At 71.0% G+C, this 25,218-nt stretch carries 29 protein-coding genes and 1 pseudogene; 17 read left to right on the top strand and 13 right to left on the bottom strand.

What is annotated here, in order from left to right; genetic code table 11:
- Positions 1-548 (bottom strand): annotated as a pseudogene (locus tag E1J50_RS03830) (hypothetical protein); the annotation flags it as partial.
- A gap of 257 nt (positions 549-805) precedes the next feature.
- On the opposite strand from E1J50_RS03830, the gene E1J50_RS03825 reads away from it, so the two are divergent.
- Positions 806-1,132, top strand: a complete 327-nt coding sequence (locus E1J50_RS03825; RefSeq protein ID WP_132250568.1) for a hypothetical protein — start codon at positions 806-808, stop codon at positions 1,130-1,132.
- 67 nt (positions 1,133-1,199) lie between these two features.
- On the top strand, positions 1,200-1,832 hold the full coding sequence (locus E1J50_RS03820; protein WP_132250566.1) for a 5-formyltetrahydrofolate cyclo-ligase: 633 nt from the start codon (positions 1,200-1,202) through the stop codon (positions 1,830-1,832).
- An 11-nt stretch (positions 1,833-1,843) separates the two neighbouring features.
- Here the strand turns inward: E1J50_RS03820 and E1J50_RS03815 are convergent, their stop codons facing one another.
- The 3 genes from E1J50_RS03815 to E1J50_RS03805 all read right to left on the bottom strand — a co-directional run bounded on the left by E1J50_RS03815 (position 1,844) and on the right by E1J50_RS03805 (position 3,406).
- On the bottom strand, positions 1,844-2,080 hold the full coding sequence (locus E1J50_RS03815; RefSeq protein WP_245516415.1) for a PsiF family protein: 237 nt from the start codon (positions 2,078-2,080) through the stop codon (positions 1,844-1,846).
- Positions 2,081-2,204: 124 nt separating this feature from the next.
- Positions 2,205-3,056: a DUF1206 domain-containing protein gene (locus E1J50_RS03810; protein ID WP_132250564.1), complete on the bottom strand. Its 852-nt coding sequence runs from the start codon at positions 3,054-3,056 to the stop codon at positions 2,205-2,207.
- 122 nt (positions 3,057-3,178) lie between these two features.
- Positions 3,179-3,406, bottom strand: a complete 228-nt coding sequence (locus E1J50_RS03805; RefSeq protein ID WP_132250562.1) for a hypothetical protein — start codon at positions 3,404-3,406, stop codon at positions 3,179-3,181.
- A gap of 596 nt (positions 3,407-4,002) precedes the next feature.
- Between E1J50_RS03805 and E1J50_RS03800 the strand changes: the two genes are divergently transcribed.
- Both E1J50_RS03800 and E1J50_RS03795 read left to right on the top strand, forming a co-directional pair.
- Positions 4,003-5,274, top strand: a complete 1,272-nt coding sequence (locus E1J50_RS03800) for an HlyD family secretion protein (protein ID WP_132250560.1) — start codon at positions 4,003-4,005, stop codon at positions 5,272-5,274.
- 3 nt (positions 5,275-5,277) lie between these two features.
- On the top strand, positions 5,278-7,431 hold the full coding sequence (locus E1J50_RS03795) for a peptidase domain-containing ABC transporter (protein WP_132250558.1): 2,154 nt from the start codon (positions 5,278-5,280) through the stop codon (positions 7,429-7,431).
- 16 nt (positions 7,432-7,447) lie between these two features.
- Here E1J50_RS03795 and E1J50_RS03790 read toward each other — a convergent pair whose 3' ends face one another.
- On the bottom strand, positions 7,448-8,374 hold the full coding sequence (locus E1J50_RS03790) for a histone deacetylase family protein (RefSeq protein ID WP_132250556.1): 927 nt from the start codon (positions 8,372-8,374) through the stop codon (positions 7,448-7,450).
- A gap of 358 nt (positions 8,375-8,732) precedes the next feature.
- Between E1J50_RS03790 and E1J50_RS27955 the strand changes: the two genes are divergently transcribed.
- From E1J50_RS27955 to E1J50_RS03770, 4 genes are all read left to right on the top strand, one after another.
- A complete protein-coding gene (locus tag E1J50_RS27955; RefSeq protein ID WP_132250554.1) occupies positions 8,733-8,990 on the top strand; it encodes a (2Fe-2S)-binding protein in 258 nt (85 codons plus the stop codon).
- Positions 8,991-9,042: 52 nt separating this feature from the next.
- Positions 9,043-9,540 carry a bacterioferritin gene (bfr, locus tag E1J50_RS03780; RefSeq protein WP_132250552.1) on the top strand — a complete coding sequence of 166 codons (498 nt, stop codon included), beginning with the start codon at positions 9,043-9,045 and terminating at the stop codon, positions 9,538-9,540.
- Positions 9,541-9,771: 231 nt separating this feature from the next.
- Entirely contained in the window at positions 9,772-11,457 is a 1,686-nt protein-coding gene (locus E1J50_RS03775) for a methyl-accepting chemotaxis protein (protein WP_132250550.1), read from the top strand.
- A gap of 70 nt (positions 11,458-11,527) precedes the next feature.
- Positions 11,528-12,904: a carbohydrate porin gene (locus tag E1J50_RS03770; RefSeq protein ID WP_132250548.1), complete on the top strand. Its 1,377-nt coding sequence runs from the start codon at positions 11,528-11,530 to the stop codon at positions 12,902-12,904.
- Here E1J50_RS03770 and E1J50_RS03765 read toward each other — a convergent pair.
- Complete coding sequence (locus E1J50_RS03765; RefSeq protein ID WP_132250546.1) at positions 12,895-13,122, bottom strand: hypothetical protein; 228 nt, start codon at positions 13,120-13,122, stop codon at positions 12,895-12,897. The genes E1J50_RS03770 and E1J50_RS03765 overlap by 10 nt on opposite strands.
- Before the next feature lie 208 nt (positions 13,123-13,330).
- Here E1J50_RS03765 and ruvB point away from each other — a divergent pair, with 208 nt between their 5' ends.
- From ruvB to tolB, 8 genes are all read left to right on the top strand, one after another.
- The gene (gene ruvB, locus E1J50_RS03760; protein ID WP_425374905.1) at positions 13,331-14,386 is read left to right on the top strand and encodes a Holliday junction branch migration DNA helicase RuvB; all 1,056 of its coding nucleotides are present in this window, start codon (positions 13,331-13,333) and stop codon (positions 14,384-14,386) included.
- 41 nt (positions 14,387-14,427) lie between these two features.
- Positions 14,428-14,706: a type II toxin-antitoxin system RelE/ParE family toxin gene (locus E1J50_RS03755; RefSeq protein ID WP_132250544.1), complete on the top strand. Its 279-nt coding sequence runs from the start codon at positions 14,428-14,430 to the stop codon at positions 14,704-14,706.
- 1 nt (position 14,707) lies between these two features.
- Positions 14,708-15,028: a HigA family addiction module antitoxin gene (locus tag E1J50_RS03750; protein ID WP_132250542.1), complete on the top strand. Its 321-nt coding sequence runs from the start codon at positions 14,708-14,710 to the stop codon at positions 15,026-15,028.
- Positions 15,025-15,444 (top strand): tol-pal system-associated acyl-CoA thioesterase, encoded by a 420-nt coding sequence (gene ybgC, locus E1J50_RS03745; RefSeq protein WP_132250540.1) that lies wholly within the window; start codon positions 15,025-15,027, stop codon positions 15,442-15,444. Before E1J50_RS03750 ends, ybgC begins: the two co-directional genes overlap by 4 nt.
- A gap of 197 nt (positions 15,445-15,641) precedes the next feature.
- Positions 15,642-16,364, top strand: coding sequence for a protein TolQ (tolQ, locus tag E1J50_RS03740; protein ID WP_132250538.1), 723 nt, complete (start codon positions 15,642-15,644; stop codon positions 16,362-16,364).
- Positions 16,365-16,391: 27 nt separating this feature from the next.
- Positions 16,392-16,835 carry an ExbD/TolR family protein gene (locus E1J50_RS03735; RefSeq protein ID WP_132250536.1) on the top strand — a complete coding sequence of 148 codons (444 nt, stop codon included), beginning with the start codon at positions 16,392-16,394 and terminating at the stop codon, positions 16,833-16,835.
- A gap of 13 nt (positions 16,836-16,848) precedes the next feature.
- Positions 16,849-18,231, top strand: coding sequence for a cell envelope integrity protein TolA (tolA, locus tag E1J50_RS03730; protein WP_132250534.1), 1,383 nt, complete (start codon positions 16,849-16,851; stop codon positions 18,229-18,231).
- Positions 18,232-18,289: 58 nt separating this feature from the next.
- On the top strand, positions 18,290-19,621 hold the full coding sequence (gene tolB, locus E1J50_RS03725; RefSeq protein WP_132250532.1) for a Tol-Pal system beta propeller repeat protein TolB: 1,332 nt from the start codon (positions 18,290-18,292) through the stop codon (positions 19,619-19,621).
- A 30-nt stretch (positions 19,622-19,651) separates the two neighbouring features.
- On the opposite strand, the gene E1J50_RS03720 is transcribed toward tolB, so the two are convergent.
- From E1J50_RS03720 to E1J50_RS03700, 5 genes are all read right to left on the bottom strand, one after another.
- A complete protein-coding gene (locus tag E1J50_RS03720; RefSeq protein ID WP_132250530.1) occupies positions 19,652-19,918 on the bottom strand; it encodes a hypothetical protein in 267 nt (88 codons plus the stop codon).
- Between the two features lie 97 nt (positions 19,919-20,015).
- Positions 20,016-20,303, bottom strand: coding sequence for an MTH1187 family thiamine-binding protein (locus E1J50_RS03715; RefSeq protein WP_132250528.1), 288 nt, complete (start codon positions 20,301-20,303; stop codon positions 20,016-20,018).
- A gap of 303 nt (positions 20,304-20,606) precedes the next feature.
- Positions 20,607-20,843 carry a hypothetical protein gene (locus tag E1J50_RS03710; protein ID WP_132250526.1) on the bottom strand — a complete coding sequence of 79 codons (237 nt, stop codon included), beginning with the start codon at positions 20,841-20,843 and terminating at the stop codon, positions 20,607-20,609.
- Between the two features lie 143 nt (positions 20,844-20,986).
- Positions 20,987-22,465, bottom strand: coding sequence for a methyl-accepting chemotaxis protein (locus E1J50_RS03705; protein WP_132250524.1), 1,479 nt, complete (start codon positions 22,463-22,465; stop codon positions 20,987-20,989).
- Between the two features lie 356 nt (positions 22,466-22,821).
- Positions 22,822-23,055, bottom strand: coding sequence for a DUF2171 domain-containing protein (locus tag E1J50_RS03700; protein WP_132250522.1), 234 nt, complete (start codon positions 23,053-23,055; stop codon positions 22,822-22,824).
- A gap of 84 nt (positions 23,056-23,139) precedes the next feature.
- On the opposite strand from E1J50_RS03700, the gene E1J50_RS03695 reads away from it, so the two are divergent.
- On the top strand, positions 23,140-23,589 hold the full coding sequence (locus E1J50_RS03695) for a GNAT family N-acetyltransferase (RefSeq protein ID WP_132250520.1): 450 nt from the start codon (positions 23,140-23,142) through the stop codon (positions 23,587-23,589).
- Positions 23,590-23,710: 121 nt separating this feature from the next.
- Here the strand turns inward: E1J50_RS03695 and rpmG are convergent, their stop codons facing one another.
- Together rpmG and E1J50_RS03685 are read right to left on the bottom strand one after the other, a co-directional pair.
- Positions 23,711-23,878 (bottom strand): 50S ribosomal protein L33, encoded by a 168-nt coding sequence (gene rpmG / locus E1J50_RS03690; RefSeq protein WP_132250518.1) that lies wholly within the window; start codon positions 23,876-23,878, stop codon positions 23,711-23,713.
- A 109-nt stretch (positions 23,879-23,987) separates the two neighbouring features.
- Positions 23,988-25,160, bottom strand: a complete 1,173-nt coding sequence (locus E1J50_RS03685; RefSeq protein ID WP_132250516.1) for an MFS transporter — start codon at positions 25,158-25,160, stop codon at positions 23,988-23,990.
- Positions 25,161-25,218 lie beyond the last annotated feature (58 nt).

Genomic DNA, 25,218 nt, shown 5'->3' with positions numbered 1-25,218 from the left:
CCGGCAGCCCCCGCAGGCCCTGGGAGACCTTGCGCGCCGGCAGGCCCGGGCGGCCCCGCAGGTCCGGGTGGCCCCGCAGGTCCGGGTGGCCCAGGGGGTCCGGGCGGCCCCGCGGCCTCCGTCCGGGCGGCCTGCTGACCGGCGGGACCCGGCGATCCTGTCGGTCCGGGTGGCCCGGCGGGACCGGTCAGCCCGGCGCTGCCCGGCGGCCCGGCCGTGCCGCTCGGCCCGGCGGGGCCCTGCTGACCGCACTCGCCCACCACCGCGGCGCGCTCCTGGTTTCGCGCCCGCAGGGTCACGATGCAGGTCGCCGGGTGATAGGCGAGGCGAAACTCGAAATTGCCGCTCCGGTCGGTGCGGGCGGAGAAGCGCTCGTCGAGGGTGATCTCGGCCTCGACCGGATCGACCGAGCCGAGCACCCAGAGCTCGCCGCCCGTGATCTTGGCCGCCAGCACGCGGATCTCGGCCCGTGCCGGGGCGGCGAGGGTGCCCGCCCAGAGCGCCAGGGCGAGGATCGACCGTCGCGGGCCGGTTCTGTGCCGCCTCATGCCGTGCGTCCTCCCGACGGAGCCCGAACAAACTGCCCCGTTTCCGTAGGAGGCGGAAGACGACTTCCCGCGGGTCCACACGGTTCCACGCTGCGTACGCTCGCCGACAGGGCTCGCGGCAAAGGGAAGGCCGAGGCGAGGCGGCCCGCAGATTCCCGCTTTGCCCGCATCGCGGACATGCTACCGTCGCGGCCCGGCCCGTCCTGCGGGCCGGAGCCGAGCGTCGCGCCCGACTGACGCCAGCGAGGTGGCCCGCCATGAGCGCGCAACGGACACGGTCGGCGGACGAATGGGCCGCGATCATCGCCGAGGCCTACGCCGCCAAGACGCGGCCGCCCCTCACGCCGCAACTCCTCGCCGAGATGCGGCTGGTGCTGGCCGAGGCCGTCCGCGAGGCCGAGGCGTCCCACGTGCCCGGAGCCGAGTGGTGCGAGCGGGTGAACCTCGTCCTCGACCGCAGCGAGATGTCCCTCCACGCCGCGGTGGGTCCCCGACTCGCGGCGATCGATGCGGCCGCCGGCACCGTCGCGATGGCCCACCGGTCGGAGGCCGGCCGCCCGCTGCGGGCCTTCGGCGGCCAGTGACGGGCGCAGCGAACCCGGCCCCCGGCGGGCCGTACCGAAGGGCCGATTGGCGGATGGGAGTGGCGTGATGGGTGAATTGTCCGAGGATTCCAGGCCCGGCCTCGAGGCCCCGGCCGAGGCACCCCCGGCGCCCGGCGCGGAGGCCGACTGGCCGACGGTCCGCGCGTGGCGCAAGGAGACGCGCTCCGCGCTGATCGCGCAGCGGATCGCGCTGGAGGCCGAGACGCGTCTTTCGGCGAGCCGCCGGATCGACCTCGCCCTCGCCCAGGCGGTGCAGGCGACCGGGCGCGGGCTGATCGGTTTCTACTGGCCCTTCCGGGGCGAGTACGACCCGCGCGGGGTGATGGCCGCCCTGCGCGAGCAGGGCGCCCGCCTCGCGCTGCCCGTGATCGTGGCCAAGGGCGAGCCGCTGGCCTTCCGGGAATGGACGCCGGGCAGCCTGATGACCCAGGGCATCTGGAACATCCCGACCCCGGAGGCGGGCGATCCCGTCCAGCCCGAGCTCCTCGTCGTGCCCCTCGTCGGCTTCGACGGCCACGGCTACCGCCTCGGCTATGGCGGCGGCTTCTACGACCGGACCATCGCCGCGATGACGCCCCGGCCGCGGACGATCGGCGTCGGCTTCGCCATCGGGCGGCTCGAGACGATCCGCCCGCAGCCGCACGACATCGCCCTCGACCGGGTGATCACGGACGGGTAGCCGCCCCCCGCTCAGGTCCCGACCGCGTCGGTGACGCACTTCTTCGTGAAGCTCGACTTGGCGGCGCCCGCGAGCTTCTTGTCGCCGGCGGCCGTGTCGCAGGTCGTCTGCGCGTCGCTCTCGCACTTCTTCATGAAGCTCGTGAGCGCGGCGCCGGCGAGCTTCTTCTCGGTCGCCCGGGCCTTGCAGCTGCTCTCGGCCGCCATCGCGGGCGCGGCCAGGGCCAGAACCAGGATAGCAACGGACATGGCGCGCATGATCGTCTCCTCTCGACCGTTTTGGTCAAGGGAGAGGAGCACGGCGGCGAGGTTCCGCAAAGTCCCGCGCCCGGCCGCGCCACCCTTGTGCACCGTCGATTCGGACCCGCTTCCCTCAGCGCCCCGGCAGCGAGGCGGCGGCGCTGCGCAGGGCCGCCTTGGCGTCGGCGGCGTCCGGCGCGTCGATGTGCCGGTAGCGGGCCTGGACGAGGCCGAACACGCCGAAGGCGAACAGGCCCGCGGCGGTCACCGCGAGCAGCACCCAGCCGAAGGGCTGGCGGCCCAGGAACTGCAACGCCTCGCCGAGACCCTTGGCCTCCGACGAGCGGCTGTGGACGGCGGCGAGGATGAGGAAGGCGCCGATCAGCGCGAAGACGAGGCCGCGCGCGGCAAAGCCCAGGCGCCCGATCGGCACGGCCCAGCGATGGACCTCCCGGGGCAGGACGAGGCGGCGGAGCACGTCCCCCTTCCAGCCCTTGCGCAGGTAGGCGAGCCCGACCCCGATCACGACCGCTCCGACGAGGCCGGCGAGCACCTGCCCGAAGGGCTTGGCGAGGAGCCACGCGGTCCAGTCCTGGGTCGCCCGGTCGCCGCCACCGCCGCCGGTCCCGAGCGCCAGCCGCGCGGCCGAGAGCGCGAGCCCCCCGTAGACGACGCCGCTGATCACGTGGCCCGCGCGGATCGCGAGGCCCTTGGCCGACCCGCCGTGCCGGTCCGCATCGGTCGCCGCCTCGACGATCCGCCAGATCGCGAAGCCGGCAAGGCCCGCCGCCACGAGGCCGAGCCACGCCTGCCCGAAGGGCTGCGCGAGCAGGCTGCGCAGGGCGCTGCGGCTGCCGCCCGTCTGGCCGCCCGAGCCGATTGCGGCGAGCGCCGCGAGGCCGCCGACGAGGCAGTAGACGATGCCGCGGGCGCCGTAGCCGAACCGGGCCAGCCATTCGAGCTTCGGGATGTCGGCGTGGAACACGGGCAGCCTCCGAGCCGGTGCCGAGGAGGCTTGAGTAACGGGGCCGTGACCGTCCCGTTCCGGAGATCGTGGGGCCGCGACGGTGCGGCGGGGTTTCCCCCGCCGCCCGAGGCCGCGTTCGCCTACTTGTTGATGCCGACGCTGCCGGTGACGCCGCCGAGCAGCCCGCCGACCGTGCCGAGAAGTCCGCCCGCCAAGCCGCCGACCTGATCGACCACACCCGAGACCGCGCCGAGTTCCTGGCTGGCATCGACGTGCAGGCCCACGCCGAGGCCGACGTCCAGACCACCGCCGACCTCATCCAGCTCCGCGGCGTCGAGCTCACGGATGGTATCGAAGTTCTGCGACATAAATGTTCTCCTAGATTACAGGCTATTGGCTAGAACATCTCCTAGCCTCCAGAGAAGCGCTCTAAGCAACGCCTCCTCAAGTAGGGGAGCATGACTGGCGTTGATCATCAACCCGGCTCGATTGTGCAGAGCAACATCGACGAAGTGGCATCCAAAATTCCGGCACCGGCCGATCCCCGGCAGGGCCGCGCTATCCCACTCGCGAAACGCTGCTTTCCGAGGCGGTGCGCGGCCCGGCCGCCCGCTCTGTGGCGACTTCGTGGCGCGGCCGCATTGTCGTCCGATTTCCGGCAAGGCTCGGGGAGGGCGGCCGAAATTCCGCTGGCCGCGGTCGGATGACGCAGAGGCGACCGCGCGGTGCGGCGGGCGAGCGTTCAAACGGTCACGCATCGGCTCAGGCATCGCCCGCAAATGCCTGGAAGCCGGGAATTTTGTCCCGTTCCGTACCGAGAGCGGCTGCGCCCGGCCGGTTCCTGCTCCTCGGCGCGGCATGGTGCACTGCAGCATTCCGGCCCGCCGCCATCCGCGGCGGGATCGGTACGGTGCGGACGAAACCCCCTTGATCTCTCCGGTGCGGTCCGGCCAAAAGGGCGCCGATGACGTCGCCGCTCTTTCGCCGCGAGGTCGCCGCGGCCCGGCGCGATGCCTGGCTCGGCGAAGCCCAGCTCGTCCAGCCGCTGCCCCTGCGCCTCGCGACCGGGATCTGCCTCGCCCTCGTCCTCGCTGCGCTCGCCTACGCCGCGCTCGGCACCTACACCCGCCGCGTCCACGCGCAGGGCCTGCTCACGCCGAATGTCGGCCTGATCACGCTGACGAGCCCCGTCGCGGGCCGGGTCAGCGCAGCGGGCGGCCGCGAGGGCGGCCGGGTCGAGCGGGGCCAGCTCCTCTACACGATCGATCTCGACGCGGTCTCCGCGCGCGGCCCGACCCAGACCCGGGTCATCGACGAGCTCGGCCGCCAGAAGGAGAGCGTCGAGAAGCAGCGCTCCTTGCGCGCCTCCACCGCCGAGACCGAGAAGCGCGCGCTCTCCGAGCAGATCGAGAACCTGGAGGCGCAGGCGCGCCAGCTCTCCGAGCAGATCGACCTGCAGGAGAAGCTCGTCCAGCCGCTGCGCGAGCGCGTCGACGTTCTCGCCAAGGCGGTCACGAACGGGCTCGCCCGCGCCGCCGACCTGCAGAGCCAGAACTACCTCTACATGCAGGCGAGCACGCAGCTCGCCCAGTTCAGGCAGACGAGCCTGCAGCTCACCGGCCGGATCGCCGACCTCAGGTCCCAGCGCGCCACCTTCGACGACCGCCTCGCCCGCGACCTCGCCGACATGGACCGCAGCGCGGCCCAGCTGGAGCAGCAGCGGGCCGAGAGCGAGGCGCGCCGGGCGATCGAGGTGCGGGCGCCCGAGGCCGGGATCCTCACCTCGATCCGCGCCCAGGCCGGCCAGAGCGTCGGCGCGGGCGCCACGCTGCTCACCCTCCTGCCGAGCGAGGGGCGGCTGCAGGCGAACCTCTACGTCGATTCCGCCTCGATCGGCTTCATCGAGACGGGCGCGGCGGTGATGCTGCGCTACGCCGCCTTCCCGTTCCAGCGCTTCGGCCTCTACCGCGGCGTGGTGACGGAGGTGACCCGCGCCCCCCTCGAAGGGGGCGACGTGCCCGAGACCTCGGGCGTGCGGAAGGCGGGCGGCATCTACCGGGTGGTGGTGCGGCCCGAGGAGGACGGCGTGATGGCCTATGGCGAGCGGCGGCGGCTCGAGGCGGGGATGCGCGTCGAGGCGGACATCGCGCTCGAGAAGCGCCCGCTCTACCGCTGGCTCCTCGACCCGCTCTACCGGGTCAAGCGCAGCGTCGATCTCGTCACCGAGGGCGGCTGAGGCGTGGCCCTGCGCGACGCCCTCCAGTTCGGCTTCGGCCGGCGCCTGCCCGTGGTCCTGCAGGCGGAGGCGGCCGAGTGCGGCATGGCCTGCCTCGCCATGGTGCTCGGCCACCACGGGCACGCGATCGATCTCGGGGCGCTGCGCCGCCGCCACGCCCTCTCGCTCAAGGGCATGACCCTGCGCAACCTCATCGACCTCGCCGGCACGATGGGGCTCTCGACGCGGGCCCTGCGCGTCGAGCTCGCCGATCTCGGGCGCCTCAAGCTACCCTGCATCCTGCACTGGGGCCTCAACCATTTCGTGGTCCTGGCTGAGGTGCGGGGCAGGGGCATCGTCGTGCACGATCCCGCCCGCGGGCGCCGCAGCCTGACCCTGGCGGAGGCCTCGCGCGAGTTCACGGGCGTCGCCCTCGAGGCGAGCCCGGCGCAGGGGTTCGTGCGCGCCGAGCCGCCGCCGGCCTTCCGCCTCGCGGACCTGTTCCGCAGCATCGGCGGCGTGCGCGGGGCGCTCGCGCGGATCCTCGCCCTGTCGCTCGGGATCGAGCTCGTCGCGATCCTGATGCCGATCGCCTCGCAGATCGTGATCGACGAGGTGATCGTGAACGCCGATCTCGACCTCCTGCTCGTGGTCGCGATCGGCGTCGTGCTCCTGCTCCTCGTCCAGCTGGCGCTGGCGGTCGCCCGCACCTGGGCGATCATGCTGGCGGGCTCGACGCTGAACTACCAATGGTCGGGCAGCCTGTTCGACCACCTCTCGCGCCTGCCCCTCGACTATTTCGAGAAGCGGCACGTGGGCGACGTGATCTCCCGCTTCGGCTCTCTCGCGTCGATCCAGAAGGGGCTCACCACCGACCTCGTCCAGGCGGTGCTCGACGGGATCATGTCGATCGGCATGCTGATCATGCTCGTCGTCTACGGGGGCTGGCTCGCCCTCGTCGCCCTCGTCTCGACGGCGCTGACGACGGCGCTCAGGGCGGCGGCCTTCGCCGCCTACCGGGAGGGCACCGAGGAGGCGATCGTCGCCGAGGCGCGCCAGCAGACGCACTTCATCGAGACGGTGCGGGGCATGGCGAGCGTGAAGCTGCTCGGCCTGCGCGAGCGCCGCCGCGGCACCTGGATGAACCAGTTCGTCACGGCGCTGAACGCAAGGCTGCGCCTGCAGCGCCTCGACCTCGTCTTCGGCCGAGCGAACGAGCTGCTCTTCGGCGCCGACCGGCTGATCCTGCTGGTGCTCGGCGCCCGGGCCGTGATCGAGCAGTCGATGACGCTCGGCATGCTCGTCGCCTTCCTGACCTACCGGGACCAGTTCTCGCAGCGGGTCGGCAACCTCATCGAGTCGGGCTTCAAGCTGCGCATGCTCGACGTGCAGACGGACCGGCTCTCCGACATCGTGCTCGCCGAGCCCGAGGAGCAGCCCGGCGCGGCCGCACCGGAGGTGGCCGCCCCCGCCCTCGGCGGATCGCGGGCGGGCGCCATCGCCGTGCGCGGCCTCGCGCTCCGCTACGGCGCCGACGAGCCCTGGATCTTCCGCGGCCTCGGCTTCGAGGTGCCGGCGGGATCGAGCTTTGCCATCACCGGCCCCTCCGGCTGCGGCAAGACCACCATGATGAAGATCATGATGGGTCTGCTCGTGGCGACCGAGGGCAGCGTCGCGGTCGACGGGCGCGACATCCGGACGATCGGCCCCGCCGCCTACCGCCGCCGGATTGCGGGCGTGATGCAGAACGACGGCCTGTTCGCCGGCTCGATCGCCGAGAACATCTCCTGCTTCGACGAGCGGCCGGACCAGGGCTGGATCGAGGAATGCGCCGCCCGGGCCGCGATCCTCGCCGACATCCGCCGCACGCCGATGGGCTTCGAGACGCTTGTGGGCGACATGGGCTCGACGCTGTCGGGCGGGCAGAAGCAGCGGGTGATCCTCGCCCGCGCCCTCTACCGGCGCCCCGACATCCTGTTCCTGGACGAGGCGACGAGCCATCTCGACGAGCCGACGGAGGCCGCGATCGCCGCGGCGTTGCGCGACCTCGCCATGACGCGGGTCATCGTCGCCCATCGCCCCGCCACGATCGCGCATGCCGACCAGGTGCTCGGATTCGAGCCGCCCGAGCCGCCGCTGGCCGCGCTCCCGCGGGCGGCGGCGCGGGCGGCGGAATGAGGGGGGGTGGGGAGGCTCAGGCCTCCATCAGCACCTGCACGTGCGCGGCGACGGAATCGGCGAGCCCGGTCAGGTCGTAGCCGCCCTCCAGCAGGGAGACGACGCGGCCCTGGCACGAGCGCTCGGCCTCCTCCAGCACCTGCCGGGTCGCCCAGGCGAAATCGTCCGCCTCCAGCATCAGGTTCGCCAGCGGGTCGCGCCAATGCGCGTCGAAGCCCGCCGAGACGATGATCAGGTCCGGCCGGAACGCCTTGAGGCGCGGCAGGATGCGGCTCTCGAAGGCCTCGCGGAAGGTCTCGCCGTCGGAGCCGGGGCGGAGCGGCGCGTTCACGATGGTGCCGTGCTCGCCCTCCTCGGAGAGGGCGCCGCTGCCGGGATAGAGCGGCATCTGGTGGCTCGAACAGAACAGCACCGAGGGATCGTCCCAGAAGATGTCCTGGCTGCCGTTGCCGTGGTGGACGTCCCAGTCGACGATGGCGACGCGCTCGGCCCCGTGCGCGCTGCGCGCGTGGCGCGCCGCGATCGCCGCGTTGTTGAAGACGCAGAACCCCATGGCCCGGGTCTTCTCCGCATGGTGGCCGGGCGGGCGCATCGCCGAGAAGACGTTCTTGGCCGCCCCCGTCATCACCGCGTCGACGCCCTGCACACCCGCACCCACGCCCCGCAGCACGCACTCCATCGTGCCCGGCGACAGGACGGTGTCGGAATCGATGCTGACGAGCCCCTCAATCGGCGCCGCCGCCACGATCGCCTGCACCCAGGCCTCGGGATGGGCGAGGGCCACCGTGCCGAGGGAGGCCGGCTCGGGCGCGCGACGGTCGAGCCCGGCGAAGGCCTCCGCCTCAAGCGCCTTCTGCACCGCGCGCATCCGCTCGGGGCGCTCCGGGTGGCCGTGCGGCGTCCGGTGCTCGAGAGCGGCGGGATGGTGGAACAGGATGGTCATGCGGGCGCCCTCCGTTTATTGGCATTCCATATACCAGATTGGGAACGGGACGGCTACGAGGGTGCGGGCCGGCCCTGAGCCGCGGGGCCGCGCTGCCACATTCGGACGCAGACGACGCGGGAGTGGAGAGCCAGGGCTTGACGGCGGCAAGCGGCGCTGCCAAGTGGGGAGAAACAGGCTAACTCATTGAAAGTGCTGTAGATTTCAACAGTTCTAATCTAGCGGTCAAAGCGGTGCCGCAACTCGGATTTTCGATTTCCCGGGTTCGCGGCACCTTCCGATCCACCGGTCGGGCGGTCTGCCCGCACGGCCGTCCGTCACCTTGCGGCCCGTTCCGCATCCCGAGTCGCGGTCCCGAATGATCGTCTGTTCCTGCAACGTCCTGTCCGATGGTGCCGTGCGGTCCTGCCTCGGCCCGGGTCCGGGCTGCCCGCGGACGCCCGCGCAGGTCTATGCCTGCCTCGGATGCAGCCCGAAATGCGGGCGCTGCGCCCGCACGATCCGCTCGATCATGCAGAAGGCCCTTGATGAGGCCGCACATTCCTGTTCGCCCGCTTGCGCAAGCGCCTGCTCTTTGGTCAAGGTCCAAACAGCAGAGGAGGGGATCGCCGCCTGACACGCGCAGGACCGCCCCTCCCGGCTGACAAGTGCCTCAGGGAGACAGGCGGATGAAGGGCGACGCTAAGGTCATCGAGTACCTCAATCGCGGGTTGCGTAGCGAGCTGACGGCGGTTAGCCAGTACTGGCTCCATTTTCGCATGCTCAACGATTGGGGCTATGTCGAGCTGGCCAAGTACTGGCGCAAGGAATCGATCGAGGAGATGAATCACGCGGATCGCTTCGTCGACCGCATCCTCTTCCTCGAAGGCTTCCCCAATCTCCAGGAACTCGACCCGCTGCGGATCGGGCAGAACGTCCAGGAGATCATCGAGTGCGACCTCGCCGCGGAGAACGAGGCGCGGTCGCTCTACCTGGAGGCGGCGAAGTACTGCGACTCGATCAACGATCGGGTCTCGAAGATCCTGTTCGAGGATCTCGCCACCGACGAGGAGGGCCATATCGACTTCCTCGAGACGCAGCTCGAACTGATCAAGCAGATCGGCCTGCCGCTCTACGCGCAGCGCCATATCGGCGGCCTCGACAAGATCGAGCCCGAGGTCGACTAGCCCCGCACGCTCCGGACGGCGCACCGCGCGCCGGGCCGGGCCTGCTCGGACCATCGTGAGCAAAAACATGTGACGCCGTCCGGGTTGAATCCGGGCGGCGTTTTTTTTGGCGCGAAATGCTCTTCGTCAAACGGCGCGTCTTCACTGTTTCGAAATGCGCAATTAATCCAAAACATCTACATTACGAGGAGAAAATAGCTATTTATTCTTGATTATTGATTGGGTAAAGCGATGAGATTGTCGATCAAATCAGTATTGATGTCGCTCTTCGGAGTGATGGCCCTGATGGCGGCGGCGCAGGGCCTGTTCACCGTTCAGGAGACCGCGAAGATGCGCGGCCACCTCGATGAGATCGCGACGAACTGGCTGCCCTCGGTCGACATCGTCCACCGCATGAACACCATCACGTCGGACTACCGGCTGCGGCAATACCGTCTGGCGACGCTCGAGGCCGGGGCCGGCTCGCTCGCGGAGGCGGTCGATCTCCTGGGCCGGCAGGTCACCCTCCTGGCCGACGCGCGCAAGACCTACGAACCGATGATCGCCTCGCCGGAGGAGCGGGCGACCTACGAGACCTTCTCGACGCTCTGGGCGCATTACGTCGCCGTCACGGCGCCGATCCGGGCGGCCGCCGAGCGCGGGGATTCCGCCCGAGCCCTGGGCCTCCTCGTCGATCCCGAGGCGCGCAAGGCCTACGACACGTCCGGCGATCTCCTCGACAAGCTCGTCGAGATCAACCGCCGGGGGGCAGCGCAGGAAGCGGAGGGCGGCGTCGCGAGCGCGATGCGCTCCGGGCGCGTGAGCCTCGCGAGCCTGATCCTGGCGAGCGGGCTCGCCCTCGGTGCCGCCGCCCTGTGCTTCTTCTGGATCGCCCGGCCGATCACCAGCATCACGGACGCCATGCGCGTCCTCGCGGAGGGGGACACGGGAGGGGCGATCCCCGGCGCGCGTCGCCGGGACGAGATCGGAGCGATGGCCGCGGCCGTTCAGGTGTTCAAGGACAACCTGATCCGCACCCGTCAGCTCGAAGAGGAGACGGCGCACGCCCGCGCCGATGCCGAGACGCAGCGCAGGGCGGTGATGCGCGACCTCGCCGACCGGTTCGAGCAGGCCGTCGGCGGGATCGTCGGCACGGTCTCCGGCTCGGCGGGCCAGCTGCAACGCACCGCGACGGGCATGACGGGCGCGGCGAGCGAGACGGCCGCCCAATCCGCGACGGTCGCCGCCGCGGCGGAGCAGGCCGGATCGAACGTCGCTACCGTCGCGGCGGCCGCCGAGGAGCTCGGCGCGTCGGTGGCGGAGATCGGCCGGCAGGTCGACGGCTCGTCGCAACTCGCCGCCTCCGCCGTCACGGAGGCGGACGCAACGAACACGCTCGTGCGGAACCTCGCCGAGACCGCTGCCCGCATCGGGGAGGTCGTGGCCCTGATCTCGACGATCGCGGATCAGACGAACCTGCTGGCGCTCAACGCCACGATCGAGGCGGCGCGCGCCGGCGAGGCGGGGCGCGGCTTCGCGGTGGTGGCCACCGAGGTCAAGGAACTCGCCGGCCAGACGGCGCGGGCCACCGGCGAGATCGAGCGCCAGATCGGCGCGATCCAGGCGGCGACGGGGCAGGCGGTCGGCGCGATCGGCGGCATCTCGGCCCGCATCCGCGAGATGAACGCGGTCGCCACCGCCATCGCGGCGGCGGTCGAGGAGCAGGGCGCGGCGACGCGGGAGATCGTGCGCAACGTCGGCCAGGCGGCCATCGGCACCGGGGAGGTCTCCGCCAACATCGCCGGGGTGGCGAGCGCGGCCGACGAGACCGGCGCGGCCGCCGCCCAGGTCCTCGCCTCCGCCTCCGACCTGACCGGGCAGGCCGCCGCCCTCGACCGCGAGGTCAGGAGCTTCCTCGCCACGATCCGCGCCGCCTGACGGCCGCCGCCCTCGGGAGCCCCGTCCGGGGGCTCCCGTCCTCCGCGTTCCCAGAGTTCGAGTTGCGTTCATGGCCGGACGGTTGCGTTCGCGTCTGTGCGGCATCCTTCTCGCCGCAGCCTTGCCCCTCGGCGCGCCCGCCCGGGCGGCCGATCCTGCGGCGGGTCCGGCGGCCCTCGCCGCGGGCCTCAATGCCGGGCGCGCCGCCCTCAAGGAGCGGGGCGTCGAGATCGGCCTCACCTCTATCGGCGAGACGGTCGGAGCCCTGCGCGGCGGCCTGCGGCGGGGTGCCGTCTACGAGGGCCGGCTCGACGTCCAGCTCGATGCCGACCTCGAGACGCTCATCGGCTGGCAGGGGCTGCGCTTCCACGCCAACGCCTACCAGATCCACGGCACCGGGCCGACGCGCTACCGCGTCGGGAGCCTCGCGCCCGTCAGCGGGATCGAGGCGCTGCCGGCGACGCGCCTGCACGAGCTCTGGCTGGAGCAATCCTTCCTCGACCGGACGCTCAGCCTGCGGGCCGGCAACCTCGCCGCGGACGCGGAATTCCTGGTCAGCCCCTCGGCGACGCTGTTCGCGAACGGCACCTTCGGCTGGCCCGTGATCGCCGCGGCCAACCTGCCCTCGGGCGGCCCGGCCGCGCCGCTCGCGACCCCGGGCCTGCGGGTCCGGTGGGAGGCCGCGCCGAAGGCGAGCCTGATGCTCGGCCTGTTCAACGGCGACCCGGCCCATGCACGCGGGAACCGCCTCGCGCTCGATCCGCAGCGCCGCAACCCCGACGGGACGGATTTCAGCCTGCACGGATCACCTTTCCTGATCGTCGAGGCCGCGAAATCCTACAGCCTCGGCGGCCCGGGGCCGGAGCGGACGGGCGTCGTGAAGGTGGGCTTTTTCCACCATTTCGGCGCCTTCGACGATGTCCGGATCGACCGCGACGGCGTGCCGCTCGCAGCACCCTGGAGTTCCGGCCTGCCGGCCCGGCGACGGGGCGACGACGGCCTCTACGCGCTGATCGACCAGACGATCTTCCGGGAGGACGAGGCGAGCGACCGCCGCGCGGCCCTGTTCGCGCGCGTGGCCGCCTCGCCCTCGCCCGCGAGCCTCGTCAGCCTCTACGCGGATGCCGGCCTCGTCTATAAGGGCCTGCTGCCGGGCCGGCCCGACGACGTGGCCGGCCTCGGGCTCGCCCATACCCGCATCGCCCGGCGCGCCCGCCTCTCCGACTGGGACCGCGCCCTCTTCTCGGGGATGCCCCTGCCGGTCCGGCGCAGCGAGACGGCCGTGGAGCTGACCTATCAGGCGGTGGTCGCCCCCGGCTTCACCGTCCAGCCCAGCCTGCACTACATCGCCGCGCCCGGGGGCGGCGTCCGCAATCCGCTGCGGCCCGACCGCGCGCGGATCCGCGACAGCGTGGTGCTCGGCCTTCGCGCGACGGTTCAGTACTGACCGGCGGTGCGCGGGCGGCGGCCGTCACCGCGAGGCGCCTCCGCGGGCTCGGCGGTGCAGACGAAGCAGCTCAGGCGCTTGCGCGAGCCGGTCTGGACGACGGCGGCGGGCGAGTTCGCGGCCGAGGTCCTGCCGGAGGTCTCGGGACCGATCTGGGCCTGCGCCGGCGCGGCGCCGAGGACCGCGAGCGCGACGCCGGCGAGGGCGAGTCTCGCCATGGGACGCATGACTTTCATAACCCTGTCTCGTTACGGAAAACTAATGCTGTTCGCGGCTCGGCGTTGCAAGTCCCCGGCCCCCCTCGGCCAACAGGGTTTCCGGGGCCTGCGGCGGGTGGATGCGGGCCGAGATGCCGCGGTGGTTTTGAGGCGCCGGAGCGGGTAACACGCTCGTGACGCCCGCCATCAGCCCGACCCGCGAGACCCGTTGAGCAAGCTGCCCGCCCCGAAGTCGCTCCTCAATCCCGAGACCCGCCCGGACGACGTCGACCAGTCGATCCGACCCCTGAGCCTCGCCGAGTTCGTGGGTCAGCGGGCGGCGCGCGCCAACATGCAGATCTTCATCGAGGCCGCCCGCAAGACGGGCCAGGCCCTCGACCACGTGCTCTTCGTCGGCCCGCCCGGCCTCGGCAAGACGACGCTCGCGCAGATCGTGGCGCGGGAACTCGGCGTGAACTTCCGCTCGACCTCGGGTCCGGTCATCGCCAAGGCGGGCGACCTCGCCGCGCAGCTCACGAACCTCGAAGAGCGCGACGTGCTCTTCATCGACGAGATCCACCGCCTCAATCCGGCGGTGGAGGAGATCCTCTACCCAGCCATGGAGGATTACCAGCTCGACCTGATCATCGGCGAGGGTCCGGCCGCGCGCTCCGTGAAGATCGAGCTGCCGAAATTCACCCTCGTCGGTGCCACCACCCGCGCCGGCCTGCTGACGACCCCCCTGCGCGACCGGTTCGGCATCCCGATCCGGCTCGAATTCTACGACATCGACGAACTGGAGCTGATCGTCAGCCGCGGCGCCCGGGTGCTCGGCCTCGGCATGTCGCCGGAGGGCGCCAACGAGATCGCCAAGCGCGCCCGCGGCACGCCCCGCATCGCGGGCCGCCTGCTGCGCCGGGTGCGCGATTTCGCGATCGTGGACGACGCCCCGATCGTGACGCGCGCGATCGCGGACCGCGCCCTCGAGATGCTCGACGTCGACCCGGTCGGGCTCGACGTGATGGACCGCAAGTATCTGACGATGATCGTCAATTCCTTCGGGGGCGGGCCGGTCGGCATCGAGACGATCGCGGCCGCCCTCTCGGAGCCCCGCGACGCGATCGAGGACATCATCGAGCCCTACCTGATCCAGAAGGGCTTCGTGCAGCGCACGCCGCGCGGGCGCGTGCTGACCCCCCACGCCTACCGCCACATGGGCTTCGCCGAGCCGCGCCGCGACCCGGCCACGCAGTTCGGTCTGTTCGCGGATGGTGGGGAGGATTGAGGCCCGCTTGACGCCGATGTGTCGGGCGCTACCTTACATCGGTGATCCGATCCTTCCGCAACAAGGCGCTCCGCAACTTCGCGCTGAAGGGTGATCCGAAAGGATTGAGCGTCCCGAACGTGCGTCGTGTCCGACAGATTCTCCTCGCCCTCGACAGCGCGAGCGAGCCCGACGACATGAACCAGCCCGGTCTGCGCTTCCACCAGCTCAAGGGCGAGCGGCGCGGGACTTTCGCCGTCGATGCGAGCGGCAATTTCCGGATCACCTTCCGATGGGAGGGCTCGGACGCCGTCGACGTCGATCTTGAGGATTATCACTGAGATGGCCGAGAATCCTCAGCTGACGGGCCTCGCGCCGATGCATCCGGGCGAATGGCTGCGGGAAGTGACGCTGCCGGCGCTCGCCCTCACCAAGGCGGAGATCGCCCGGCGCCTCGGGGTCTCACGCCAGACCCTCTACGATATTCTCGACGAGAAGCAGCCGGTCACTCCGGCGATGGCCCTCAGGCTCGGCCGTCTCTTCGGCAATTCGGCCACCTTCTGGGTCAATCTGCAGCGGGACCACGATCTGCGCATCTTGGAGGCGAGAATGGCGCAGGAACTCGCCGCGATCGAGCGCATCGCTCCGGTGGAGGCCGCGTGAGCGATTTCAGTTTCGAGGGCGCTCACGCGCTGCCGGTGCGCGTCTACTACGAGGACACCGACTTCTCGGGCTTCGTCTACCATGCGAGCTACCTGCGCTTCATGGAGCGCGGGCGCACGGAATTGCTGCGGAATCTTGCCGGCGACCAATCGGACCTGCACCGCGATGCGGACGGCCTGGTCTTCGTGGTGCGGCGGATGGAGATCGACTACCTCAAGCCCGCCCGGATGGACGACGGCTTGACGGTGCTCACCGCCACCCGAGACTTGCGCGGCGCCTCCATGCATCTCGCGCAGGCCGTGCGCCGGGGCGACGAGACACTGGTGCGCGCCGAGGTGGTGGTCGCCTGCGTGCGCGCCGGCCGGGCGATCCGCCTGCCCGATTCCCTCCGGCGCGCCCTCGCGCCGCCGGCCTGAGGCGCGGCCGGCAACCATTCCTTAACCCTGCCGCCCCCTTAACTCGTCCGGTCGAAGTGTTCGGGCGGGCGGCCCAAGCCTGGCCCTTACTTTCGACAGATTCGACGCCGATTCCCGTTGATATCGCTCGTGGATCTGAGCTGGGGCGGGCGGGCTGCGCCCGCGCCTCGGTGGCCCGGGGATTTGAGGAACTTGCCATGAACCCAGCCGATGCCATGCAGGCGGCGCAGGCCCCCGTCGCCGACATGACGCTGCTCGGCCTGTTCCTGCAGGCCCACTTCGTGGTCAAGCTGGTGATGCTGGGGCTCCTCGGCGCCTCGGTCTGGTGCTGGGCGATCATCGTCGACAAGACGCTGCTGGTCCGCCGCACCAAGGAGGAGATGGACGCGTTCGAGGACGCGTTCTGGTCGGGCCGCTCGCTCGAAGAGCTCTACCGCTCCTTCAACGACCGCCCGGCCACGGGGCTCGCCGCCCTCTTCGTCGCCGCGATGCGCGAGTGGAAGCGCTCCTTCGAGGGCTCCGGCCGGCAGATCCAGTCGCTCAACCAGCGCATCGACAAGGTGCTCGACGTCACCATCCAGCGGGAGGTCGAGCGCCTGGAATCGCGCCTCCTCTTCCTCGCCTCGATCGGCTCGGCCGGCCCCTATATCGGCCTGTTCGGCACGGTCTGGGGCATCATGACCGCCTTCACCTCGATCGCGGCCTCGAAGAACACCTCGCTCGCGGTCGTGGCGCCCGGCATCGCCGAGGCCCTGTTCGCCACCGCGATCGGCCTGTTCGCGGCGATCCCCGCCGTGCTCGCCTACAACAAGCTGCAGGCGAGCGTGGCGAAGTCGCAGTCGCGGCTCGAGGGCTTCGCCGACGAGTTCTCGGCAATCCTGTCCCGCCAGATCGACGAGCGCCTCTCGCTCGCCGCCTGATACCCCCGACATCCGAGGACGAGCAGCATGGGCATGGCCCACGGAGCGGCACAGGGCGGCAAGCGGCGGCGGCGCGGCCGGCGCACGGCCGCCATCAACGAGATCAACATGACGCCGTTCATCGACGTCGTGCTGGTGCTGCTGATCGTGTTCATGGTCGCCGCCCCCATGATGACGGTCGGCGTGCCCCTCGACCTGCCGCAATCGAAGGCGAGCCCGCTCAACTCCGACACCAAGCCCGTCACCCTGTCGATCCGCCAGAGCGGTCAGATCTTCCTCGGCGAGGATGAGCTGACCGACGAAGCCATCGTGCCCAAGCTGAGCGAGGTCTCGAAATCCGGCTTCGACGAGCGGGTCTTCGTGCGCGGCGACAAGCGGGTCGATTACGGCCGTGTGGCCCAGGTGATGGCGATCGTGACCGGCGGCGGCTTCAAGAAGGTCGCCCTCGTCACCGAGCCCGAGCAGAAGTAGCGGATCGACCGCCGTGGCGCTCACCTTCGACCGCAGCGAACCCGGGTTCTGGCTCTCGGCCGGCGTGCACGTGGCGCTGCTGACGCTCGCCCTCGTCGGCATCTCCGCCGAGGCTCTGCCCGAGGCGCAGGAGGGCGTGCCCGTCGAGGTCATCACCGAGAACCAGTTCTCCGAGATCACGAAGGGCGAGCGCAACGCCGAGAAGCCTCTCTCGGACGCCAAGCCCCGGGCCGACCGCAAGGCCGAGACCTTCGAGGAGCGCGAGCCCGAGAACGCCAAGGTCGACGCCCCGGCCGCCCCGACCCGCACCGCCGACATGAAGGTCGCGAGCGTCGACGAGGTGCCGCTGCGCATCGACGAGCCCGACCCGCAGGAGGTCGCGAAGGCCGCCAAGGCCGCGAAGGAGAAATCCGAGAAGGCGGCGCAGGAAAAGGCCGAGAAGGCCGCCCAGGAGAAGGCCGCGGCGGATGCCAAGGCCGCCGCCGAGGCGAAGGCCGCCGCAGAGGCGAAGAAGGCCGAGGCCAAGGCGGAGGCCAAGGCCAAAGCCGAAGCGAAGGCGGCGCAGGAGAAGGCCGAGACCGAGCGCCGCGAGCAGCTCGACAAGCTGATCGAGCGCCAGGAAGCGGAGGCCGCTGCCGCCGAGGCCAAGGCGAAGGCCGAGGCGAAAGCCAAGGCCAAGGCGGACGCCGAGGCGAAGGCCGTCGCGGAGGCGAAGAAAGCCGAGGCCAAGGCGAAGGCGGAGGCCGAGGCGAAAGCCAAAGCGGAAGCCGCCAAGGCCGAGGCCGAACGCCAGAAGGAGATCGCCGAGGCGAAGGCCGAAGCGGAGGCCGAGGCGAAAGCCAAGGCGGAAGCCGCCAAGGCCGAGGCCGCCGCCAAGGCGAAAGCCAAGGCCGTGGCCGACGCGAAGGCCAAGGCCGATGCGGACGCCAAGGCCAAGAAGCAGGCCGAGCTCGCCGACAAGTTCAACGCGGGCGACATCCGGCAGATGCTCGCCTCGAAGGTGCCCTCGCAATCGACCGGCGCGACGGGGCACGAGGTGCAGCGCACGGCCTCGCTCGGCGCCGCGACCGGCACGGCGCAGCGCCTGTCGCCCTCGCTCCGCGACGCCCTCGTGGGCATGCTGCAGCAGCAGATCGAGCGGTGCTACTCGGCCCCGCCGGGTGCCGCCCAGGGCGTCGTCCTGCCGATGCTCGACATCCGCCTGAACCAGAACGGCTCGCTCGCCGCCGAGCCCCGGATCATGCGCGGCGGTGCCAGCGCCGTCGACCAGTCGATCGCCCAGGCCGCGCTCCGCGCCGTTCGGCGCTGCGCGCCCTACAAGATCCCGGCCCAGTACGCGCCGTACTACCACGACTGGAAAGCCATCAACGCGGAGTTCGAGTTCTCGGCGGCCTGACGCCGCCGCCTAACCCCTCCCAGACAGCTCAGACGTTCCCGAAAAAAAGCGAAGCCCCATGCCTCATCGCCCGACGCCGCGGCGCCGCACCGTCGCCACGCTGCTCGCCGCCCTCGCGCTCGCCCTGTTCGGCGGCCTCTCGCCCGCTCTGGCCCAGCTGCAGCTGCGCATCGGCGGCGGCGCCTTCCAGCCGATGCCGATCGCGGTGACGGACTTCTCCGGCGATCCGAGCCTCGGCAGCCTCGTCTCGAGCGTGGTGACGAACAACCTGCGGCGCTCGGGCTATTTCGCGCCGCTGGAGAAGGCGCGCTTCCCCGAAGTCCCGTCCTTCGACGCGGCCCCGAGCTTCGAGAAGTGGCGGGCCACCGGCATCCAAGGCCTCGTGACGGGGCGCGTCTCCCGCGACGGGGGCGGCCGCCTCAAGGTCGAGTTCCGGCTCTGGGACGTGACGTCCGGCCAGCAGATGACGGGCCAGCAATACGCCACCGACCCGGCCAATGCCCGGCGGACCGGCCACCTCGTCTCGGACGCGGTCTACACCAAGATCACGGGGCTGGGCCCCTTCTTCGACAGCCGCATCGCCTTCGTGGACGAGTCGGGGCCGAAGGAGAACCGCCGCAAGCGCCTGATGGTGATGGACCAGGACGGGGCGAACGTGCGCGCGCTCACCACCGGCGAGACCTCGATCGTGGCGCCGCGCTACTCGCCGGCGACGCAGGACATCGCCTTCATGACGCAGCAGACCGGCCACCAGCCGCGCATCCAGGTCATCAACCTGGAGACGGGCACGCGGCAGGCGGTCGGCAATTTCGACTCGATGAGCGCGAGCCCGCGCTTCTCGCCGGACGGGCGCCGCCTCGTGCTCAGCGTCCAGCAGGGCGGCAACGCCGACATCGTGACCATGGACCTCGCCTCGAAGGCGCAGCGCCCGATCACCCAGGGCATGGCCATCGACACCTCGCCGACCTACTCGCCGGACGGCAGCCAGATCGTGTTCGAATCCGACCGCGGCGGCTCGCAGCAGATCTACGTGATGGGCGCGGACGGCGGAAACCCCCCCCGCATCTCCTTCGGCGAGGGCTCGGCTTCCCAGCCGGCCTGGTCGCCGCGGGGCGACCTCATCGCCTTCACCCGCCAGCGCAAGGGCGGCTTCGCGATCTGCGTGATGAAGCCCGACGGCTCGGGCGAGCGGGTGCTGACGGAAGGCTTCCACAACGAGGGGCCGACCTTCGCACCGAACGGCCAGTACGTATTGTTCTTCCGCGATCCGGGCGGCCAGGGCGGCGGCAAGCTCTACATGGTCGATATCACCGGCCGCGTGGAGCAGCCCGTGCCGACGCCCTCCTACGCCTCCGACCCGACCTGGTCGCCGCTGCTCTCGGGCAAGTGAAGCGTCGAGGGAGCGGGGAGCCGGCGCGGGTCAGAAGTCCAGCCGGTTCGTGACGGCGCCCGTGCCGTAGCCGAGACAGACCGTGTCCCAGCGCGTCCCGACGCTCGACCCGTCGGCGAGCGTCTGGGGCGCGTCGCTCTCGAAATCGTCGGTCACCGAGCCCTCGACATTGTCGAAGGCGACCTTCGCGTCCTCGGTGTAGAAGTCGACCCTGCCCTCGCGATAGGGCCGCTCCGTGTCGGTGAAGCTCACGAGGCGGCGCCCGTCGAGCGTGACCGTCATCGTCGCATCGCTCATCCGGATCTCGAAGCGGCGGGCGACGCCGATCAGGAAGACCTTCGTGACGTCGGCAAGCGAGCGAGATCGGCGGCGTTGGGCGCGCGGCGAGGGCCGATCAGGATACGGCCGCGAGTTTGTCCGCCATGGATTGCGCCTTGTCCCGCCGGGTCGAGAAGATCAGCGTGAAGAAAGTGCGCTGGACGCCGAGCTCGGCCAGCCGCGCCTCGCAGCGCTCGGCGAGCGCGCAGATCTCGGCGAGTTCGCCCTCGATGTTCGTGCCGTTCGGATGCATCGTGGCGTCGAGCCCGCTCGCCTCGATGATGGCCTTGATTTCCTTCACGTAAGCGGAGACCGACGGTCCCACGCCCATCGGCACGATGCACAGGTCTGCGGCGACTTTCATTGGCTGGCTCCGGAGGCAGGTTTGCGGGGCGCGCGCGGCCGCGTCGGCGGATCCGAACGGCCGGCCCGACCGGAGACATGGCACGCGGCCGGCCCCGGCGCATCCTCGCCGGGGCCTGCTTCTGCCCCTGGGGAATCTCGGCGGCCGGCGCTATCGTCTGCACCGGCACGGGCCGCGAGGGGAGGGGACGATGCAGAGCCTGATCGAGCATTACGGGCTGGCGATGGTCCTCCTCGCCGTCGCGGTGGGCATCGTGGTCGTCGCCCTGCAGAAGCCGACCCCGAAGTGACGGCGCCGGGCGCCTCAGGCGATCTGCGCGTCCTCGATGTCGAGCTGCGTGCCTCGACCGTCCAGCACGTCGACGATGCGCGCCTTCATCTCGGGGCACAGGCCGGGCACGCGCATGTGCACGGTGCTGCCCCGCGCGGTGCCGGTGACCCACATCCGGTAGCGCAGGCCCTCCGCGCGGAGCTGCGCCAGCAAGCGCTCGGAGGAATCCTGGATGATGACGTTGTTCAGCGTGATCAGCTTCTCGTCCATCGCGGACCCCGTCGATTAACCTGAGTTAACCGACAGGCCCGCGAAGGGTTGCGCCGGTCCCTCGCGAGGCGCCGGATCCCGACGCTCACGCGCTGTTGGGGTGCGTCAACCGTCGCGATGGCCCCCGCTCACCGCCATGCCCGTCAGAGGGCGGCCTGCGAGGCGGCGCGGACCCGGCGCGTGGACTGGTCGACGGTCTCGGCCTCCCGCGCGATCGCCTCGAGACCTTCCGCGACGCTGCCCGCGCCCCTGGAGGCGGCCTGCATCGACTCCGACATCTCCCGGGTCACGGCGGATTGCTCCTCGACGGAAGCGGCGATGGCGGCCGCGATGTCGTCGAGCGTCCGGATCGTACCCTGGATGGAGCCGATCGCCGCCACCGCCTCCTGCGTCGCGGATTGCGTCGCCTCGATCTGCTCGGCGATCTGATGCGTCGCCCGCGCGGTTTGATCCGCGAGCAGCTTGACCTCCTGCGCGACGACGGCGAAGCCCTTGCCGACACTGCCGGCACGCGCGGCCTCGATCGTCGCGTTGAGCGCCAGCAGGTTGGTCTGCCGTGCGATTCCCTCGATCAGGGCAATGATCGCGGTGATCCGACCGGCCTGATCGGTGAGGCCCGCCACGACGCGGCCGGTGCGATCCGCCTCCTGCACGGCCCGTCCCGAGATCTCGGATGCGTGCGCGACCCGCTGACCGATCTCGCCGACCGAGGCCGCCAGTTCCTCGGCGCCCGCGGCCACAGCGGCGAGGTCCCGGGAGATTTGCCGCGCTTGCCCGGAGGCGTCCCCGGTCCGGCGCATCACGCCGTGCACGGCCTCGCCGATGCCGGTCAGGTCGGCGTCGATCGCCTGCTGCGCCGCGGCGCGGCGCTGCCGCTCGCGGACCTGGGCGGTGACGTCGGTGGCGAACTTCACGACCTTGATCACGCGGCTGTCGGCACCGGTGATCGGGTTGTAGGTGGCCTGGATCCAGATCTCGCGGCCGCCCTTGCCCAGCCGCCTGTACTCGGCGGCCTGATACTCTCCGCGCGCGAGCGCCTGCCAGAAGGCGGCGTAGCCGGTGGAACCCGCCTCGGCGTCGTCCACGAACAGGCGGTGATGGCGGTCCTGCACCTCGTCGAGCGCGTAGCCGGTCACGGCGAGGAAATTCGCATTCGCGGTGATCACCGTGCCGTCGGGCCGGAAGGCGATGACGGCGAGCGAGCGCTGCAGGGCGGAGATCTGGCCGGCCGTGTCGATCTCCCGCCGCTTCTGCTCCGTGATGTCCGTCGCGAATTTCACGATCCTGACCGGCCGTCCGTTCCGGTCGAGGATCGGGTTGTAGCTCGCCTGAATCCAGATCTCGCGCTGCCCCTTCGCGAAGCGCCGGAAGACGGCGCTCCGGGTCTCGCCCCGGCGCAGATCCTCCCAGAAGGTGCGATAACCCGCACTGTCGCGCTCCTCCGGCGCGACGAACAGGCTGTGGTGGCGGCCGCGCAGATCCGCGAGCGTGTAGCCCATCACGTCGAGGAAGGCGGAATTGGCCGTCAGCACCGTGCCGTCGGGATCGAACTCGATCACCGCATGCGAGCGATCGATCGCCGCGAGTTGAGCACGGGCCTGTCCGGCACCGAAGGAAAGCATCCGTACGTCTCCGAAAGCGCAGAAGATCCGCAGCTCATGCCGTGCCGGCCACTTGGCCAGCCGCGGCATCCGCGGCGCAGGCCCCGATGATGGGGCAGCGGCGCTAACGGCCTGTGCAGATCAGGCGCGAAAAAGGCGCGCAGTGCCGCAATTTTCGTCCAGAGCTCTACTTTAAGTCGTACTTTGAATGGGCTGACGACACGAAATGATCACTTGATGACCACCGCGCGCATCCGGGTATCTCTGCGCGGGGTTCGGGGCTGCGGGTCCCCGTCGCCCCGCCGACCAGGATCGCGCGCTCGCTGCGGCCTCACCGCCCCGGATCCCGAGCCGGCGTCGCACCGGCTCGGTCTCGCTCACGAGGTCGACCACTCGCGCTTGACCTCGTCGGCCGGCCGGTCGAGGCGCACGGTGTTGCCGTCGATCGACTGCACGAAGTCGACCGGGATGAAATGGTGCAGGCCGCCGGCATCCGGATCCTTCCGCGTGAGCTTGATCTCGCCGTGCTCGACATGGTCGACCGTTCCGACATGGGCGCCGTCCGACCCGACCACGTCGGCGTGTTCCTTGATCTGCGAGACATCGACCATCGTTTCACTCCCTGTCCGTTCGCCAACGGAGAGGGCCCGCCGCGGTTCCTGTCCTATCTACCGGGCGGCTGATCGGAGGGGCTGTTGGGGAACCGCTACGGATTGGAGATCCGCACCGCGACGGCGGCCGACGCGGCCGGGCTCGCCGAATTGATGGGCGCATCCGGGCACCCGGTGCCCGCGCACGCCCTGGCGGAGCGCCTCGACGCGATGCGCTACGGCCACGGAACGGCGCTTCTCGCCCTCGAATGGGGGCCGCCGAGCGGGATCGTCGCGCTGCACTGGTATCCCGACCTGAAGCAGGCCTCGCCCGTCGCGCAGGTGACGATGCTTCTGGTCGGGCCGGAGGAGCGCCGCCGCGGCATCGGCCGGCAACTTCTGAAGGCGGCCTCGCAGGCGGCGCGGATGGCGGGTTGCGCCACGCTGCAGCTGCTGGCGGAGGCGGACCAGCCGGACCTGCGCGCGTTCTGCGCGGCGACCGGCTTCTCGGAGGGCGCGGGCTGCCTCGTGCGGCCCCTGCGCAAGAAGGGCTGAGCGGCGCCGGGCCGGGGACGGCGCGACCCGGCAGGGCATGCGCCCGGCGCATGAAAAAGGGCCGTCCCGGCTGCGGGGCGGCCCGTGTCTCGCGTGCCGGCTCTCGCCGGGCGGGCGCGGGTTACTTGATCTTGGCTTCCTTGAAATCGACGTGCTTGCGCACGACGGGATCGTACTTCTTCATCGAGAGCTTCTCGGTCTGCGTGCGCGAGTTCTTCTTCGTGACGTAGAAGTAGCCGGTGTCGGCGGTGGAGACGAGCTTGATCTTGACGGTGACGGCCTTGGCCATGGCGCGGCGCTCCTGTGGATTGCGGCATTCCGCATGAGAGCGAAACGCAAAAGGGCCGGGGAAGCCCGGCCGAATACCGGCGCGTCCATGCCCGATCGGGCGCCGTCCGTCAAGGCGGGGCAGCCGGGCGCAGCCTCCAGAGCACGACCAGGGCGTAGGCGGCGAAGAGGCCGCAGAGGGACCACGCGAAGCCCTGCGGCGGCACGAGATCCATGCTGCCGCCGATGATCGGGGGGCCGAGCATCAGGCCGATATTGTAGAGCACGACGAAGGCCGCGTTGGCCCCCGCGAGCTCCGCGCCGCGGACGTTCGCCCCGAGATGGGCGAGGCCGACCGTGTAGAGCGTGCCGGCGATCCCGCCCCAGACGAAGAGCAGCGCGATCAGCGCCGGGACGGACGCCGAGGCGGCCGGGATGAGCGCGGCCCCGAGGCCGCCGCCGAGGGCGGAGATCAGCAGGACCTTGCGCCGGTCCATCCGGTCGGCGAGCCAGCCGAAGGGGATCTGGAACAGCACGTTGCCGAGCGAGATCACGCTGACGAGGCCGGCCGCGGCCTCGGCCTCGAGGCCGAGGCGCAGGCCGTAGAGGGGCAGGATCGCGAAGCCGCCCGTCTCCACCGCGCCGTAGACGAGGGCGGCGAGCGTCGCGGCGGGGGCGAGGCGCAGGTAGCCGAGGAGGCGCCGGCTCGGCGTCTCGTCGATGCGCGGCGACAGGCGGCGGGCGAGGAGGAGGGGCACGAGGCCGGCGAGGAACAGGGCGGACCCCGCGAGGTAGGGCCGGAACCCCTGCGTGCCGAGAAAGGCGAGCAGCGTCGGGCCGATCGCGAAGCCGAGCGCCAGCACCGTCGCGTAGACGCCCATCACGAGCCCGCGCCGCGCGGGCGGGGCCGCCTCGTTGATCCAGAACTCGGACAGCACGAACAGGATGCCCAGGCTCGCCGAGAACACGAAGCGCAAGGGGAACCACCACGCGATGTCGGGCACGATCCGGAAGGCGACGAGGCTCGCGGCACCGACGATGATCGCGATCATCAGGAGCCGCAGGACGCCGAGAGAGCGGGCGAGCCGCGGCACGAAGGGCACCACGACGATGCTCGCGAGCCCCGCGACCGCGGTGTTCACGCCGATCAGCGTGCTCGACGCCCCCATCCGCTCCATCTCGATCGAGAGGAGGGGAATCGACAGGCTGAGGCCGATCCCGACCACCGCGATGCAGGTGATGGCCGCGCCGATGGCGGTCAGGCGGGTGCGGTCGGCGTCGAGGCTGGGACGTCTGTCGAGCATCGTGTCGTCGGCGCGCCCGGGAGGCGGCGATCCGGAGGGAGGGGCGGATGGGCGGGAT

The organism is Methylobacterium segetis, assembly GCF_004348265.1.
GTDB classification, from domain to species: Bacteria; Pseudomonadota; Alphaproteobacteria; order Rhizobiales; family Beijerinckiaceae; genus Methylobacterium; species Methylobacterium segetis.
This window is presented reverse-complemented; position numbering and strand designations above follow the sequence as displayed.

Coding starts and splice junctions, on each gene's coding strand:
- E1J50_RS03820 (WP_132250566.1), top strand. CDS start 1,200: ATGGGTGAATTGTCCGAGGATTCCAGGCCCGGCCTCGAGGCCCCGGCC.
- E1J50_RS03705 (WP_132250524.1), bottom strand. CDS start 22,465: ATGCTTTCCTTCGGTGCCGGACAGGCCCGTGCTCAACTCGCGGCGATC.
- rpmG (WP_132250518.1), bottom strand. CDS start 23,878: ATGGCCAAGGCCGTCACCGTCAAGATCAAGCTCGTCTCCACCGCCGAC.
- E1J50_RS03700 (WP_132250522.1), bottom strand. CDS start 23,055: ATGGTCGATGTCTCGCAGATCAAGGAACACGCCGACGTGGTCGGGTCG.
- E1J50_RS03720 (WP_132250530.1), bottom strand. CDS start 19,918: ATGAGCGATGCGACGATGACGGTCACGCTCGACGGGCGCCGCCTCGTG.
- E1J50_RS03685 (WP_132250516.1), bottom strand. CDS start 25,160: ATGCTCGACAGACGTCCCAGCCTCGACGCCGACCGCACCCGCCTGACC.
- E1J50_RS03825 (WP_132250568.1), top strand. CDS start 806: ATGAGCGCGCAACGGACACGGTCGGCGGACGAATGGGCCGCGATCATC.
- E1J50_RS03770 (WP_132250548.1), top strand. CDS start 11,528: ATGGCCGGACGGTTGCGTTCGCGTCTGTGCGGCATCCTTCTCGCCGCA.
- E1J50_RS03775 (WP_132250550.1), top strand. CDS start 9,772: ATGAGATTGTCGATCAAATCAGTATTGATGTCGCTCTTCGGAGTGATG.
- E1J50_RS03805 (WP_132250562.1), bottom strand. CDS start 3,406: ATGTCGCAGAACTTCGATACCATCCGTGAGCTCGACGCCGCGGAGCTG.
- E1J50_RS27955 (WP_132250554.1), top strand. CDS start 8,733: ATGATCGTCTGTTCCTGCAACGTCCTGTCCGATGGTGCCGTGCGGTCC.
- E1J50_RS03790 (WP_132250556.1), bottom strand. CDS start 8,374: ATGACCATCCTGTTCCACCATCCCGCCGCTCTCGAGCACCGGACGCCG.
- E1J50_RS03765 (WP_132250546.1), bottom strand. CDS start 13,122: ATGGCGAGACTCGCCCTCGCCGGCGTCGCGCTCGCGGTCCTCGGCGCC.
- tolB (WP_132250532.1), top strand. CDS start 18,290: ATGCCTCATCGCCCGACGCCGCGGCGCCGCACCGTCGCCACGCTGCTC.
- E1J50_RS03735 (WP_132250536.1), top strand. CDS start 16,392: ATGGGCATGGCCCACGGAGCGGCACAGGGCGGCAAGCGGCGGCGGCGC.
- E1J50_RS03710 (WP_132250526.1), bottom strand. CDS start 20,843: ATGGACGAGAAGCTGATCACGCTGAACAACGTCATCATCCAGGATTCC.
- E1J50_RS03815 (WP_245516415.1), bottom strand. CDS start 2,080: ATGTCCGTTGCTATCCTGGTTCTGGCCCTGGCCGCGCCCGCGATGGCG.
- E1J50_RS03750 (WP_132250542.1), top strand. CDS start 14,708: ATGGCCGAGAATCCTCAGCTGACGGGCCTCGCGCCGATGCATCCGGGC.
- tolQ (WP_132250538.1), top strand. CDS start 15,642: ATGAACCCAGCCGATGCCATGCAGGCGGCGCAGGCCCCCGTCGCCGAC.
- E1J50_RS03800 (WP_132250560.1), top strand. CDS start 4,003: ATGACGTCGCCGCTCTTTCGCCGCGAGGTCGCCGCGGCCCGGCGCGAT.
- bfr (WP_132250552.1), top strand. CDS start 9,043: ATGAAGGGCGACGCTAAGGTCATCGAGTACCTCAATCGCGGGTTGCGT.
- E1J50_RS03715 (WP_132250528.1), bottom strand. CDS start 20,303: ATGAAAGTCGCCGCAGACCTGTGCATCGTGCCGATGGGCGTGGGACCG.